Genomic DNA, 13,331 nt, shown 5'->3' with positions numbered 1-13,331 from the left:
GCTTTATTCGGCCGACGCCAACGGCCGGCGCTATCCGGCTTCACTCACCAAGATGATGACGCTCTACCTCACCTTCGAGGCATTGGCGAAGGGCAGGATCGGCAAGAACACGCCGGTGCCGTTCTCGGCCCATGCCGCGTCCGAGCCGCCGACCAAGCTCGGCGTGCGCGCCGGCGGGTCGGTGCCGGTCGAGACCGCGATCCTGTCGATGGTGACGAAGTCGGCGAACGACTCGGCGACCGCGCTGGGCGAGTTGCTCGGCGGCAGCGAAGACAATTTTGCCCGCATGATGACGGCCAAGGCACGCCAGCTTGGCATGAACGGCACTGTCTTCCGCAATGCCAATGGCCTGCCCGATCCGGGCCAGTTCACCACGGCGCACGACATGGCGATGCTCGGCATCGCGCTCCGCGAGCACTTCCCGCAATATTACGGCTATTTCTCGCAGCGCTCGTTCCTCTATGGCCGCCAGCGCATCAACGGCCATAATCGCCTGCTCGGCCGCATCAAGGGTGTCGACGGCATCAAAACCGGCTACACGCGCGCTTCCGGCTACAACCTGGTCTCCTCAGTCGCCGATGGCGATCGCCGCCTCGTCGCAGTGGTGATGGGCGGCGCTTCCGGCCGCAGCCGCGACAACCAGATGGCTTCACTGATCAACACCTATCTGCCGCGCGCCTCGACCCGCGGCGGCGGCAACCTGATCGCCAAGGCGGGCGGCGGCAATCCGATCAAGGCTCTGGCCAAGGTCCTCCTGCCCAAGCATGACGCGCCGACTCCGGACGAAAAACCGGCTGTCGACGACACCGAAGTCGCGTCAGCCGATGACAGCGCGCCGGTCGCTGAGGAAACCAAGCCGGTGATCCAGGTCAGGAAGGTGAAGACGGTTGCGGTGGCCGCCATGGCTCCGGCACCCGCGCCCCAAGAAACCACCTCAGAGACCGAAACCGCATCACAGCCCGAAGCCACGTCCCAGACGGTTGCCGCTTACGCCGAGCCGGCCGCAGCCGCCGCCCCGGCCATCGATCCGGTCAAGACGGCCTCGCTGCCGTCGGGATGGGTGGTGCAGGTCGCGTCCTCGCCGACGCAATCGGGGGCTCAGGCGCTTCTCGACAAGACGACCAAGCAGGCGCCGAAGGTGCTGGCCGACGCATCGGGCTTCACGGTCGCGTTCGACAAGGGCGGCGTCACCTACTACCGCGCCCGCTTCGGCGGTTTCGGCTCGAAGGACGCAGCCTGGAAAGCTTGCGACGCCCTGAAGCGAAAGAAGATCGAGTGCTACGCCGTCCAGCAATAGGCGGCTTTTGAACCTCCCGGGAAGTTCCGCGTCGAAGGAGACTAGTCGTGATTGGAGAGCAAGACGTACTTGGCTTCATTGATCCGCGCCGCCAGGACAGACGTGCCGCCGACATCGGCGTTCAGGCGCTGCATCAGGCGGCGGTGCGCCTTGCGGATATCCGCCGCGGCAGCCCCCGCTTCAAGACCAAGGATCTTGTAGGCCTCCTCCTTAGTCATGGCGCCCGCACCTGGCGCAACACCCAGCCCTTCGCCACTGTCCGGCTGCGCGTCCTTGCGCCAGACGGGAAAACGGCCGTCAAGATACGTCTCTAGCAGCTGGCGGCTCTCCGGGTCCGGCCGCAGCTCGACATGGAGTTGCTGCAGCTCCTCGATCCCCATGGCGCTCAGCATTCTCCCCTCGTAATGGCCGGCGAGAACAAGGCCTTCGAGCTTGCCGCTGTCGTGGTCGAGCTCCATTTCGAGAGCCGCGGTGCGCACGGTTGAGCGTTTGGCCGCGACAAGCTTCGGTGGCGGTCGCCTCGCCCGCATCCAGGCATACCAGCCTGCACCCGCAATCATCAGCAGGCCGCCAAAGCTGCTGCGGCCGACCACGAGCATCGTCGCGCCGATCAGGCCCAACAGCGCGGGCCCAAGCGTTCTGAGACTGTCCGCCATCCTCGCTGCGTCGGCACGCACAAAGATTGTCGCGGCGCCGAAAAGCATCAGGAGCACGGCTGCCAATGCGATGATCACGCCCATCAGTTTGCACCGCCATCCAAATGATTGTGCATCAAAATCAAGATGTGGCGCAGGGGCGGCGCTTGCAAGCCCCATACCGAGCCGGTCGAAGGGCCAGCAAGCGAAAGATGAGGACCTGCAGTCCTACAGCAGGCCGAGTTCCGCAAGCTCCAGGCGCAGTTTCGGCGGCATCTCGGCCAATGCGGCCCTGCCCTTGCCGAGATCGGCCGGCGCATCGGAGGGCTTAAGATAACGCCAGCCCTGGAAGGCGCGGCGCGGCTGCCAGTCGGTGCGCACCACTTCGGGATCAAGCACGAGATGGCAGCGGCCGATGCCTTCGCCATCGACGAAAGGCCGGATCTCCGTAATCAGCTGCCGGCATTGGACGTTGCCCTTGATCACCCAGTAGAGCGAGCCGCCATCGGTGATCTCCCCACCGCGCGTCGGCACCATGCGCGTGGTGTGCCAGTGCTCGGCCGGCTCGCCAGCGCGGCACCGCTCGTCGAGACGGAAGGCGATCCACTCTTCCAGGTCCTCGACGCTGTCGCAGCCGACGCAGAGTTTGACGAGATTGAGAGACATGCCCGCAATCTAGCGACAGCGCCGAAGGCATTCAACGCCAAGCGGGATTATGCACAGGCCGACTGCAGCCAAATCATGAGGCCAGCGTGGCCGTTTCGATCGCTTCGGCAAACCAAGCCCGCCGGTGGAAAGGGCAAGGTCAGCACTCGACCACGTTGACAGCGAGTCCGCCGAGGCTGGTTTCCTTGTATTTCTCGTTCATGTCGAGACCGGTCTGGCGCATGGTCTCGATCGCAGCATCCAGCGGCACGAAATGCGTCCCGTCGCCCTTGATGGCGAGCGAGGCGGCTGTCACCGCCTTGACCGCGCCCAGCGCATTGCGCTCGATGCAGGGCACCTGCACCAGGCCGCCGACCGGATCGCAGGTCATGCCGAGGTGGTGCTCGAGCGCGATTTCGGCGGCGTTCTCGACCTGCTCCGGAGTGCCTCCCATGACCGCGCAAAGCCCGGCCGCCGCCATTGCCGAAGCGGATCCCACTTCGCCCTGGCAGCCGACCTCGGCGCCCGAGATCGAAGCGTTTGACTTGATGATGCCGCCGACGGCGGCGGCCGTCAGCAGGAAGTCGCGGATGCTCGGCTGGTCGGCTTCGGGATGGAAATGCAGCCAGTAGCGCAGCACCGCCGGCAGCGTGCCGGCGGCACCGTTGGTCGGCGCAGTCACCACGCGCCCGCCGGCGGCGTTCTCCTCGTTCACCGCCATGGCATAGATCGACAGCCAGTCATTGGCGAGCAAGGGGTTGGGCCGGTTCTGCTGCCACTGTTCCTGCAGCTTGTCATGCAATTGGCGTGCGCGGCGCCGCACCTTCAGTCCGCCCGGCATGATGCCGTCCTGCGACAGCCCGCGGTCGATGCAGCCTTTCATGGCGCTCCAGATCGCGTCGAGGCCGGCGTCCAACTCCTCGCGCGACATATGCGTTTCCTCGTTGGACCGCTTCATCTCGGCGATCGAAAGCCTGCTCCTGGCCGCCATCGCCAGCATCTCGACGGCGTTCTTGAACGGATAAGGCACCTTCTTGCCTTCCGTCGTCACCGAGCCCTTGGCCTTCATGCGCTGCAACTCTTCCTCGGAGACGACGAAGCCGCCGCCGATTGAATAATAGATGCGCTTGAGCAGCAGCCGGTCGGACGCATCGTAGGCATAGAAGGCCATGCCGTTGGCGTGGCCGGTCAGCGGCGTCTTGCGGTCGAGCACCAGATCCTTGGCCGGGTCGAAGCGGTAGGCCGGATGCCCAGGCGGTGAAATCCGTTTCTCCGTTCCGATGCGGGCAACGATGCTATCCGCCTCATCCGGATCGACCGTCTGCGGCGTCTCGCCGGCCAAGCCGAGGATGACGGCGCGGTCCGAGCCATGGCCGATGCCGGTATAAGCGAGCGAGCCGTGCAGGCTGGCGCCGATCCGATCGACCTTGACGCCGGCCGGGCGCGGCCAGTCGTCGGCGAGGATTTCGTCAAGGAAACGCCGCGCAGCCGTCATCGGTCCCATCGTATGCGAGCTCGATGGACCGATGCCGATCTTGAACAGGTCGAAAACCGAAAGGAACACGCGCCGCTGTCTCCTGGAGGCCGCTCAAAACTTACATATAGGAATTCTCGCGATGTTTCCGCTGTTTTGCATGTCGCGGCGCGGCGTCAGCCGACCTTGTTTGCTCCGGCAGCGACATGTACCGCTTGCTTCCGCCGTCGAAACGCCCGGCCTGTGGTAAAAGAACGTATGGGCGATTCCCTTCATCTTTCGGCGACAGACCTGGCCGCTCTGGCCTTTTTCCTGGTCGTCTGGGTGCTGCATACGCTGGCCTCCGACGGCAAGCTCGTTAGCCGCGTGTCGCTGACCACGGCCATGAACGCTCAGCGCGAAGCCTGGATGCGCAACATGGCCGAGCGCGAGGTGCGCATAGTCGACACCGCCATCATGTCCGGGCTGCAGCAAGGCACCGCCTTCTTTGCCTCGAGCTCGCTGATCGCGCTCGGCGGCTGCTTTGCCCTTCTCGGCGCTTCCGACCGGGTTCTGACCATAATGACTGACTTGCCGTTGGCCTCCGCATCCTCCCGCGAAGCCTTCCAGACCAAAATGTTCGGCCTGGTGCTGATCCTCGCCTTCGCTTTCTTCAAATTCGGCTGGGCCTACCGGCTGTTCAACTACTGCTCGATCCTGATCGGTGCCGTGCCGGTCCCGCATGGCGAGGCCTCGCGCAATCCGGTCAGCGGGACGGCGGTGTGGCGGGCCACCCGCATGAACGTGCTAGCCGGCAAGCATTTCAATTCCGGCCTGCGCGCCGTCTTCTTCTCGATCGGCTATCTCGGCTCGTTCGTCGGCCCGACGGTGTTCGTGCTGTCGACGCTGGTGCTGCTTGCCGTGCTTGTGCGCCGTCAGTTCTTCTCGGCCGCGCGCCAGGCAGTGCTTGGTCAGCCGCCCGGCGCCGGGAAAGGTTGATCGATGCGGCCCGACAGCCAATAGGCGGAGAGCCCGATCCATTCGCGGATCGCCATGGTGGTCGCCTGCAGCGAATCGGCCGGATTGTCGCGGAACAGACCGATGCCTTCCTTGCCTGAGGTCCGGTAATCGACCGGCCAAGGGACGGTTGGAAAACCGGCCTTGTCGAACAGCGCCTTGGCGCGCGGCATATGGAAGGCAGACGTCACCAGCAGCCATGTCTCGCCCGGTTTCGGCTCGACCAGCCTGCGGGTGAAGACTGCATTTTCGTACGTGTTGCGGGACTTGTTCTCAAGAATCAGGCGATCGGGCGCGACCCCCAGCGCGCCAAGCAGGCGCGGCGCGGTGTCGGCATCGCCCTCGCCGTCCAGGAAAAGCTCGCCATTGCCGCCGGAGACGACCACTTTCGCTTGCGGAAAACGCCTGGCGAGGATCGCGGTCTCGACCATGCGATCGCCGCCGCTGTTCAGCTCATAGCCGCCGCGCGCCAGATTGATCGCGCCCTCGAAACCGCCGCCGAGCACGACGATGCCGTCGACCTTGGCCGGCAGCGGCGGCTTGGGAAAGCGTTCCTCCAGCGGATTGAGCATCATTGCGCCAAGCGAGGTCCAGGCCGAAAGCGCGAGGATCAGGAAGGCGAGCACGCTGCCGGTGCCGGCCAGCCGAGGGCGGCGGAAGAGCGCCGCCAGCAGACCGGCGAGCAGCAGGAAGATCGCCAGATTGAGCGGCTGGACGAGAAACCAGAGGATCTTGGAAAGATAATAGAACATCCCTCACCCCATTACGGCGCCGCGCGTCCGTTTGGACGCGCAAAGGACGCCACAACGCTAATGGACTAGATGAGGGACAACGCTACCACCACTTGTCCGGCTGGAACCTGCCCGCGGCCTGTTCGATGACGTGGGCGGTCTGGAACAGCGTTTCCTCGTCGAACGGCCTGCCGATGAGCTGCAGGCCGAGCGGCAGGCCTTTGCGGTCAAGGCCGGCGGGCACCGATATCCCCGGCAACCCGGCCATGTTCACCGTCACGGTGAAGATGTCGTTGAGATACATTTTCACCGGATCGGCGTTCATGTCCTCGTCGGCGACGCCGAAGGCAGCCGACGGTGTGGCCGGGGTCAGGATGACGTCGACACCGGCAGCAAAGACGGTCTCGAAATCGCGCTTGATCAGCGTGCGCACTTTCTGCGCCTGCAGGTAGTAGGCGTCGTAGTAACCCGCGGAAAGCACATAGGTGCCGATCATGATGCGGCGCTTAACCTCGCGGCCGAAGCCGGCGGCGCGCGTCTTCTCATACATGTCGACGATGTCCTTGCCGGGCACGCGCAACCCGTAGCGCACGCCGTCATAGCGGGCGAGGTTGGACGAGGCCTCGGCCGGCGCCACGATGTAGTAGGCCGGCAGCGCGTATTTGGTGTGCGGCAGCGAGATATCGACGATCTCCGCCCCGGCATCCTTCAGCCAGGCAATTCCTTTCTGCCAGAGCGCCTCGATATCCTCGGGCATGCCGTCGACGCGGTACTCCTTCGGAATGCCGACCTTCATGCCCTTGATCGGCTTGCCGATCACCGCCTCGTAGTCCGGCACCGGCCGGTCGACCGACGTCGTGTCCTTCGGGTCGGAGGAGGCCATCGACTTCAACAGGATCGCGGCGTCGCGCACATCGCGCCCGATCGGACCGGCCTGGTCGAGCGAGGACGCGAAAGCGACCACGCCCCAGCGCGAGCAGCGGCCATAGGTCGGCTTGATGCCGACGGTGCCGGTGAAGGCTGCCGGCTGGCGGATCGAGCCGCCGGTATCGGTCGCGGTGGCGCCGGCGCAGAGGAAGGCGGCGACCGCGGAAGCCGATCCGCCGGAGGAGCCGCCCGGCACCAGCTGGGCGTTATCCAACGTCCGCGCGGTCTTCGCGCCGCCGGCCGAGACAAACCCGCCGTCGCCCTGATGCGTCGTCGGCGTCACCACCGTGTCGAGGCGCGAGCGCCGCCAAGGATTGATGACCGGGCCGTAATAGGAGGTCTCGTTGGAGGAGCCCATGGCGAACTCGTCCATGTTGAGCTTGCCGAGCATAACGGCGCCGTCGGCCCACAGATTGGATGTGACGGTCGATTCGTAGCGCGGTTGGAAACCGTCGAGCACATGGCTGCAGGCCTGGGTGTGGACGCCTTCGGTGGCGAACAGATCCTTGATGCCGAGCGGAATTCCTTCGAGCGCCCCGCCCTCGCCCTTGCCGAGCTTCGCGTCGGAAACCTTGGCCATCTCGCGCGCCTTGTCGCCGGTCACCGCGACATAGGCATTGAGCACCGGATTGGCGCGCTCGATCGCCGAGAGATAGGCTTCGGTGATCTCGGCAGCCGAAATCTCCTTGCCGCGCAGCTTGGCGCGGGCCTCGGAAATGGTGAGATGTGTGAGGTCGCTCATCAGGTAAGGCTCTTTTCGTAAAACACCGACCATTCCGAGTCGGGATAATCCAGCACCGGGCCGCAACGCGAAAACCCGGCGCGTTCGTAGACGGCCCAGGCGGCAGGGTGGCGATCGCCGGTCTCCAGAACCAGGCGCTTCAGGCCTTCCTGCCGCGCCAGACCCTCGATCCGCGCAACGATTTGGGCACCGATCTTCTGGCCGCGATGCGTGGGCCGCGTGTACATGCGCTTGACCTCGCCGACCGCGTCCGCATGACGCTTCAGCGCGCCGCAGCCGACCGCAAGGCCAGCGTCGCGGGCGACGAACACGGTCGTGTCGTGGCCAGCCATCTGCTCGACGGTGAGGTGATAGCAATGTTCCGGCGGCGTCAGTTCGAGCAGTGCGGTGTTGAGTTCTGCGACCAGCGCGCGCACGTCGTCCTGCAAGGGCGTCTCGACGCCGATTTCGACGGCCATCCTGCCCTTACTCCACAACCTTGGGAACGAGGAAGAAATTCTCTTCCGTGGCCGGCGCGTTGGCGACGATGTCGACCGCCTTGTTGCCGTCGGTGATCATATCCTGCCGCTTCTTCATCTCCATCGGCGTGACGGAAGTCATCGGTTCGACGCCGGAGACGTCCACCTCGTTCAACTGCTCGACGAAGCCAAGGATGGCGTTCAGCTCGCCTGTCATGCGCTCGGCATCCTGCTCGCTCACCGCAATGCGGGCAAGGTGCGCGACGCGCTTCACGGTCTGAAGATCAACGGACATGTCTATTTGCCTCGGGAAAACCAGTGCGGGCTATAGCGGCGCCGCGCTTGCGGCGCAACATAGATCATGCCGCCGACCGGGATGCGGTGCTTCGGGCGCCGCTCTAGGTAGTGTACCCTACTACATAGGGCGAACGCCTAGATCGTGATCGCCTTGCCGATCTCGGGCAGCGCCACCTTGACGCCGGATCCCTCCATGCCGGCGACGAATTTGTCGGCGGTCTGGTCGATCATCGGGAAGGTGCCGAAATGGCAGGGAACGACCGTATCGAAGCGGAAAAAGCGGCGGCAGGCTAGGGCAGCCACCGCGCCGCCCATGGTGAAGCGATCGCCGATCGGCACGATGCCGATCTTCGGTTCATGCAATTCGTTGATCAGCCCCATATCGGAAAAAATGTCGGTGTCGCCCATGTGGTAGAGCGTCTTGTCCTCCGGGAAATGCAGCACGAGCCCGCCCGGATTGCCGAGATAGGTGTTGGTACCGTCTTGTCCGCCGAACGAAGAGGAGTGCAAAGCCTGGACGAAAGTGGTGGTGAAGGGACCGCAATCGACGGTACCGCCTATATTGCCGGGATTTATCTTCTTATCGCTGACCCCCTGGCCGACGAGATACATGCAGATCTCGAAATTGGCGACAAGCATGGCGCCGCTCTTCTTCAGCACCTCGGCGGCTCCGCTGATATGATCGCTGTGGCCATGGGTCAGAAGAACATGCGTCACCCCTTCGGCTGGATTTTCCCAGCCGCCCGTCCATGACGGATTGCCGACCAGATACGGGTCGATGAGGATCTTGGCGTCGTTGGTCTCGATGCGGAATGCCGAATGTCCATACCAGGTCAGTTTCATGAAGGGATTCCTCGATTTTCTCGTTGCCAGAGGATAGAACGCCGAAAGCAAATTGAAAGTCCCGCGGCCGATCAAAAAGCCGCGCGGCGACTAACCAGGACGAGCGGTTGGGCATCATAAGCATCGAGGAATTGCCGGCACTTCTCGCGGGCGGCCGCACGCTCGCCGGGCTTGATCTGGGCGACAAGACGATCGGCGTGGCGGTGTCGGACCGAAGCCTGTCCTTTGCCCATCCGCGCCCGGTCATCCTGCGCAAGAAGTTTTCGCTCGATGCCGCCCAGTTGCTGGCTCAGCTCGAGAAGGACAATGTCGGCGCGATCGTGCTCGGCCTTCCCGTCAACATGGACGGATCGGAAGGTCCGCGCGCCCAGAAGTCCCGCGCCTTCGCGCGCAACATGGCCGCCTTGTCCGACCTGCCCTTCGTGCTATGGGACGAGCGGCTGTCGACGGTCGCGGCGGAACGGACGCTGATCGAGATGGATTTCTCGCGCAAAAAGCGCGCCGGCAAGATCGATTCGGCGGCGGCGGCCTTTATTCTGCAGGGAGCGTTGGACCGACTCCAGTCGCTCGGCCGAGCTGATCAGGGCTGACAGGGCCTTCCCGGCGCCGCCTGATCCATTCGGCGATTTGGCGCCGGCGGCGGAATGCCACCAGCCCGAGCAGCAGGAAACTGTCGAACACACAGGCCCGCGCCACCATACCGGGGATGATTCCCGGATCGACGCCGAGCATCTGGCCGTAAAGCTGGAAGACCAGGTCGTGCAATTGGCGGCTGAGCATCACGTAGCCGAAATTGATGTCGTTGAGAGACAGGAAGAACCAGCCCCAGAACAGGACCAGCGGGGCCGCCCAGAATGCGAACAAGGCGCGCATCAGCGGCGACCTCCGGGTCTGGTTTCCGGTCGGCTGGAGATGCGGGACAGGAGCGAGCTGTGCGCGACGCCCGCCGCCATGCGATGGGAAACCAGGCTGGCTTCGCTTTCATGCAAGGTCACCGCGGCGAGAGCCGAGCGTCGCTCGGCGAGCACCGCGACATAAGAGGCGAGCAGCGCCGTCATCTGGATGGCGACGACCATGAACAACCCGTTGATGCCTTGCGCGGCGCCGCCGACGAGAATCACCGAAAGCAGGAAGGAGGCGCAGATGAAGGCTATCCGCACCACCGTATCGCCCGCATCCGGCCTTGTCGCGATGCTGAGCAGCGTCTCGACGAAGGCCCAGCAGAACAGCAGCGCGACGATCAGCAGAGCGACCGCGAGCGGCGCCACGACGAGAGCATGATCGAGATCCGGGAAACGGCTGCTTTGCAGCGAGACGCCAAGCACGCCGAGCGCCGACGCGATGCCGCGATTGCCATCCATGCAGATGTAGGCCAGCAGGGCGAAGACGACCGCCCAATGCAAGGCCAGAAATGATGTCAAAACGTGCCGCATGCGCTTCCTGCCTGGGAGCACGGGATCGTCATGGTTAACATTTCCCTACTCCGGTGGACAGAGTGGGCTCCGCGAAGCCTCCCCGCAACGGAAACCATTCGTTAAGGTTAACGGCAATCCACAGGCCGGCGATCGAACGCCTTTCAGGCTGCTCAGCTCAGCGGCGGGTAGAGCGTGTCGATGATCATGCGCGCGTCATGGCGCGAATCGAGCATGCCGTAGGTGGTGCGCCATTGGCCGCCGAGTCTTGTTTCGACGAAGGCGTCGGCGATCCGCCCTGCCCCCAGCCGGCGCAGCTCCGCCGCCGCCGCCGAAAGTGCCAGCTGTTCGGTCAGCAGGCGCGCCGAGCCTTGGTCGGTCGAAGCCACCTGCATGGCCGCGTTGAGCACGCCGATGGTACCCCGCCCGCCGGCGCCGAGGTCGCGGTCGATGCCGGCCAGCACCTCCTCGAACAGGCCTGGCGCGCGGCCAAGCACACGCAGCACGTCGAGCGCCATGACGTTGCCGGAGCCTTCCCAGATCGCGTTGACCGGAGCCTCACGGTAATAGCGAGCAAGCGGCGCTTCCTCGACATAGCCGTTGCCGCCGAGGCACTCCATCGCCTCGTAAAGCAAGGCCGGTGCGATCTTGCATACCCAGTATTTGACCACCGGCGTCATGGCGCGTGCAAAGGCCGCCTCGCCGCGATCGCTCGCCGCCTCGTCGAAGGAACGCGCCAGCCGGAACGACAGCGCCGTCGCGGCGGCAACGTCGAGCGCCATGTCGGCAAGGACCCGCTGCATCAGCGGTTGATCGACCAGACTGATGCCGAACACCTGGCGATGGCGCACGTGGTGGACGGCTTCGGCCAGCCCGGCGCGCATGAGCGCTGACGAAGCGACGGCGCAGTCGAGCCTGGTCAGCGTGACCATGTCCATGATCGTCTTGATCCCGGCGCCCGGCTCGCCGACCATCTCGCCGATGGCATTGGCGAACTCGACCTCCGACGAGGCGTTGGAGCGGTTGCCGAGCTTGTCCTTCAGGCGCTGGAAACGGAAGCCATTGCCCGAGCCGTCGCCCAGAATGCGCGGAACCAGGAAGCATGAAAGCCCTTCCGGCACCTGGCCGAGCACGAGAAAGGCGTCGGACATCGGCGCCGACATGAACCATTTATGCCCGGTCAGCCGATAGAAGCCGTTTCCCGCGCGCTCGGCCTTTGTGACATTGGCGCGCACGTCGGTGCCGCCCTGTTTCTCGGTCATACCCATGCCGAGGGTAAGCCCGGTCTTTTGCACCGGCGGCTTCTGGCTCTGGTCGTATTTGCGCGTTGTCACGCGCGGCGCCCATTCGCGGAACAGCTTTGGGCTCGCCATCAGCGCCGCCAGCGAAGCGCTGGTCATGGTGATGGGGCAAAGATGTCCGGTCTCGAGCTCCGCGGTCAGGTAGAAGCGCGCCGCCCTCACCTGATGCCGGCGGCCGATCTCGGCATCGCCGTTTTCCCAAACCGAGGAATGCAGGCCGCCGGCAACCGAGCGTCGCATGAGCGCGTGATAAGCGGGATGAAACTCGACCAGATCGACGCGTCGGCCCTGGCGGTCATGCGTCCTGAGCTTCGGTGTGTCGGTGTTGGCGAGCCGGGCAAGTTCCTGTGCTTCCTGCGTCATGACGAACCTGCCGAGCCCGTCCAGATCCTTGCGGACGGAATCGGAAAAACGCTCGGCAAGCTGGATGAGCAACGGATCGCCCCGCCATGCGTTGCCGCCCGTCAGTGGCGGCGGCTGGTTGATCACCTCGTCGGTCACGCCCAATCCTTCAGTTGGCAGAGAGGTCCTTACCATCTCAAGGCCGCGGTCGCGAATCCGAAGCCATCGGGCCTTATAGCCAAGCAATGCAAGGCGCGCGACGAAAATACCGGGGAGAACGCGCGCAATCCAAAGCTGGCGCTTGCGGCTGGCCGGACCGCACCCTATAGCAGCGCCTTGAGATGACCGACGCTTCGTCCCTGCCGCTGTTCCCTCACCGCCATCTTCTAGGCATCCGCGATCTTTCCCCCGCTGATATCGAGCTGTTGCTCGATCGCGCCGACCGGGCCGTCTCGATCTCGCGGCAATCTGAAAAGAAGACCTCGACGCTGCGCGGCCGGACACAAATCAACCTCTTCTACGAGGCCTCGACCCGCACGCAATCGTCCTTCGAGCTCGCCGGAAAACGGCTCGGGGCCGACGTCATGAACATGTCGGTGGCGAGCTCTTCGGTGAAGAAGGGCGAGACCCTGATCGACACCGCCATGACGCTCAACGCCATGCGTCCGGATATCCTGATCATCCGCCATCAGTCGGCGGGCGCGGCAGCGCTTCTGGCGCAAAAGGTCGGCTGCTCGGTGGTCAACGCCGGCGACGGCGCGCATGAGCACCCGACGCAGGCGCTGCTCGACGCGCTGACCATACGCCGCGCCAAGGGACCGCTGTCGAAGCTGATCGTGGCGATCTGCGGCGACATTCTGCATTCGCGCGTCGCCCGCTCCAACATCATGCTCTTGAACGCGCTCGGCGCGCAGGTGCGGGTGGTCGCACCCTCGACGCTGCTGCCCGCGGGCATCGACAGGATGGGCGTGATTGTGTCGCGCTCGATGGCGGAAGGACTGAAGGACGCCGACGTCGTGATGATGCTGCGCCTGCAGCGCGAGCGCATGGAAGGCGCCTTCGTGCCGTCGATCCGCGAATATTTCCGCTATTTCGGCCTCGACGCCGAGAAGCTGAAAGCGGCCAAGGAGGATGCGCTGGTCATGCATCCCGGGCCGATGAACCGCGGCGTCGAGATCGCCTCGGAGATCGCCGACGGGCCGCAGAGCGTCATCCAGGAACAGGTCGAGAT

15 protein-coding genes are annotated in these 13,331 nt (G+C 64.6%); 4 read left to right on the top strand and 11 right to left on the bottom strand.

What is annotated here, in order from left to right:
- Positions 1-1,297 (top strand): D-alanyl-D-alanine carboxypeptidase (locus EOA79_RS22435; RefSeq protein ID WP_128293280.1); only part of this gene is annotated, 1,297 nt, incomplete at its 5' end.
- A 41-nt stretch (positions 1,298-1,338) separates the two neighbouring features.
- Here EOA79_RS22435 and EOA79_RS22430 read toward each other — a convergent pair.
- The 3 genes from EOA79_RS22430 to EOA79_RS22420 form a co-directional block, all read right to left on the bottom strand.
- A complete protein-coding gene (locus tag EOA79_RS22430; protein WP_095825361.1) occupies positions 1,339-2,037 on the bottom strand; it encodes a molecular chaperone DnaJ in 699 nt (232 codons plus the stop codon).
- A 123-nt stretch (positions 2,038-2,160) separates the two neighbouring features.
- Positions 2,161-2,598 (bottom strand): DUF1489 family protein, encoded by a 438-nt coding sequence (locus EOA79_RS22425; protein WP_067319848.1) that lies wholly within the window; start codon positions 2,596-2,598, stop codon positions 2,161-2,163.
- A 139-nt stretch (positions 2,599-2,737) separates the two neighbouring features.
- Positions 2,738-4,141, bottom strand: coding sequence for an L-serine ammonia-lyase (locus EOA79_RS22420; RefSeq protein WP_095825360.1), 1,404 nt, complete (start codon positions 4,139-4,141; stop codon positions 2,738-2,740).
- 168 nt (positions 4,142-4,309) lie between these two features.
- Here EOA79_RS22420 and EOA79_RS22415 point away from each other — a divergent pair, with 168 nt between their 5' ends.
- Complete coding sequence (locus tag EOA79_RS22415) at positions 4,310-5,029, top strand: DUF599 domain-containing protein (protein ID WP_095825359.1); 720 nt, start codon at positions 4,310-4,312, stop codon at positions 5,027-5,029.
- Here EOA79_RS22415 and EOA79_RS22410 read toward each other — a convergent pair.
- The 5 genes from EOA79_RS22410 to EOA79_RS22390 form a co-directional block, all read right to left on the bottom strand.
- On the bottom strand, positions 5,002-5,799 hold the full coding sequence (locus EOA79_RS22410) for a YdcF family protein (RefSeq protein ID WP_095825358.1): 798 nt from the start codon (positions 5,797-5,799) through the stop codon (positions 5,002-5,004). The genes EOA79_RS22415 and EOA79_RS22410 overlap by 28 nt on opposite strands.
- A gap of 82 nt (positions 5,800-5,881) precedes the next feature.
- Entirely contained in the window at positions 5,882-7,447 is a 1,566-nt protein-coding gene (locus tag EOA79_RS22405) for an amidase family protein (protein WP_067319835.1), read from the bottom strand.
- On the bottom strand, positions 7,447-7,905 hold the full coding sequence (locus tag EOA79_RS22400) for a GNAT family N-acetyltransferase (RefSeq protein WP_067319833.1): 459 nt from the start codon (positions 7,903-7,905) through the stop codon (positions 7,447-7,449). The genes EOA79_RS22405 and EOA79_RS22400 overlap by 1 nt, the downstream gene beginning before the upstream one ends.
- 7 nt (positions 7,906-7,912) lie before the next feature.
- Positions 7,913-8,200, bottom strand: a complete 288-nt coding sequence (gene gatC, locus EOA79_RS22395; protein WP_066992584.1) for an Asp-tRNA(Asn)/Glu-tRNA(Gln) amidotransferase subunit GatC — start codon at positions 8,198-8,200, stop codon at positions 7,913-7,915.
- 137 nt (positions 8,201-8,337) lie between these two features.
- On the bottom strand, positions 8,338-9,045 hold the full coding sequence (locus EOA79_RS22390; protein WP_067319830.1) for a metal-dependent hydrolase: 708 nt from the start codon (positions 9,043-9,045) through the stop codon (positions 8,338-8,340).
- A gap of 107 nt (positions 9,046-9,152) precedes the next feature.
- Between EOA79_RS22390 and ruvX the strand changes: the two genes are divergently transcribed.
- Positions 9,153-9,635 (top strand): Holliday junction resolvase RuvX, encoded by a 483-nt coding sequence (gene ruvX / locus EOA79_RS22385; protein ID WP_066992581.1) that lies wholly within the window; start codon positions 9,153-9,155, stop codon positions 9,633-9,635.
- Here ruvX and EOA79_RS22380 read toward each other — a convergent pair.
- The 3 genes from EOA79_RS22380 to EOA79_RS22370 form a co-directional block, all read right to left on the bottom strand.
- Complete coding sequence (locus tag EOA79_RS22380) at positions 9,577-9,918, bottom strand: DUF6105 family protein (protein ID WP_066992578.1); 342 nt, start codon at positions 9,916-9,918, stop codon at positions 9,577-9,579. The genes ruvX and EOA79_RS22380 overlap by 59 nt on opposite strands.
- Complete coding sequence (locus tag EOA79_RS22375; RefSeq protein ID WP_128293279.1) at positions 9,918-10,478, bottom strand: hypothetical protein; 561 nt, start codon at positions 10,476-10,478, stop codon at positions 9,918-9,920. The genes EOA79_RS22380 and EOA79_RS22375 overlap by 1 nt, the downstream gene beginning before the upstream one ends.
- A gap of 152 nt (positions 10,479-10,630) precedes the next feature.
- The gene (locus tag EOA79_RS22370; protein ID WP_067319823.1) at positions 10,631-12,259 is read right to left on the bottom strand and encodes a DNA alkylation response protein; all 1,629 of its coding nucleotides are present in this window, start codon (positions 12,257-12,259) and stop codon (positions 10,631-10,633) included.
- Positions 12,260-12,441: 182 nt separating this feature from the next.
- Here EOA79_RS22370 and EOA79_RS22365 point away from each other — a divergent pair.
- Positions 12,442-13,331 (top strand): aspartate carbamoyltransferase catalytic subunit (locus EOA79_RS22365; protein ID WP_128293277.1); only part of this gene is annotated, 890 nt, incomplete at its 3' end.

This window comes from Mesorhizobium sp. M1A.F.Ca.IN.020.03.2.1, from assembly GCF_004023205.1.
GTDB lineage: Bacteria > Pseudomonadota > Alphaproteobacteria > Rhizobiales > Rhizobiaceae > Mesorhizobium.
The sequence above is the reverse complement of the archived record's forward strand: the minus strand, read 5'-3'. Positions and strand labels throughout refer to the sequence as shown.

Excerpts from the sequence above, each read along its gene's own strand:
- EOA79_RS22380 (WP_066992578.1), bottom strand. The coding sequence starts at position 9,918 with ATGCGCGCCTTGTTCGCATTCTGGGCGGCCCCGCTGGTCCTGTTCTGG.
- EOA79_RS22400 (WP_067319833.1), bottom strand. The coding sequence starts at position 7,905 with ATGGCCGTCGAAATCGGCGTCGAGACGCCCTTGCAGGACGACGTGCGC.
- gatC (WP_066992584.1), bottom strand. The coding sequence starts at position 8,200 with ATGTCCGTTGATCTTCAGACCGTGAAGCGCGTCGCGCACCTTGCCCGC.
- EOA79_RS22415 (WP_095825359.1), top strand. The coding sequence starts at position 4,310 with ATGGGCGATTCCCTTCATCTTTCGGCGACAGACCTGGCCGCTCTGGCC.
- EOA79_RS22430 (WP_095825361.1), bottom strand. The coding sequence starts at position 2,037 with ATGGGCGTGATCATCGCATTGGCAGCCGTGCTCCTGATGCTTTTCGGC.
- EOA79_RS22375 (WP_128293279.1), bottom strand. The coding sequence starts at position 10,478 with ATGCGGCACGTTTTGACATCATTTCTGGCCTTGCATTGGGCGGTCGTC.
- EOA79_RS22410 (WP_095825358.1), bottom strand. The coding sequence starts at position 5,799 with ATGTTCTATTATCTTTCCAAGATCCTCTGGTTTCTCGTCCAGCCGCTC.
- EOA79_RS22405 (WP_067319835.1), bottom strand. The coding sequence starts at position 7,447 with ATGAGCGACCTCACACATCTCACCATTTCCGAGGCCCGCGCCAAGCTG.
- EOA79_RS22390 (WP_067319830.1), bottom strand. The coding sequence starts at position 9,045 with ATGAAACTGACCTGGTATGGACATTCGGCATTCCGCATCGAGACCAAC.
- EOA79_RS22425 (WP_067319848.1), bottom strand. The coding sequence starts at position 2,598 with ATGTCTCTCAATCTCGTCAAACTCTGCGTCGGCTGCGACAGCGTCGAG.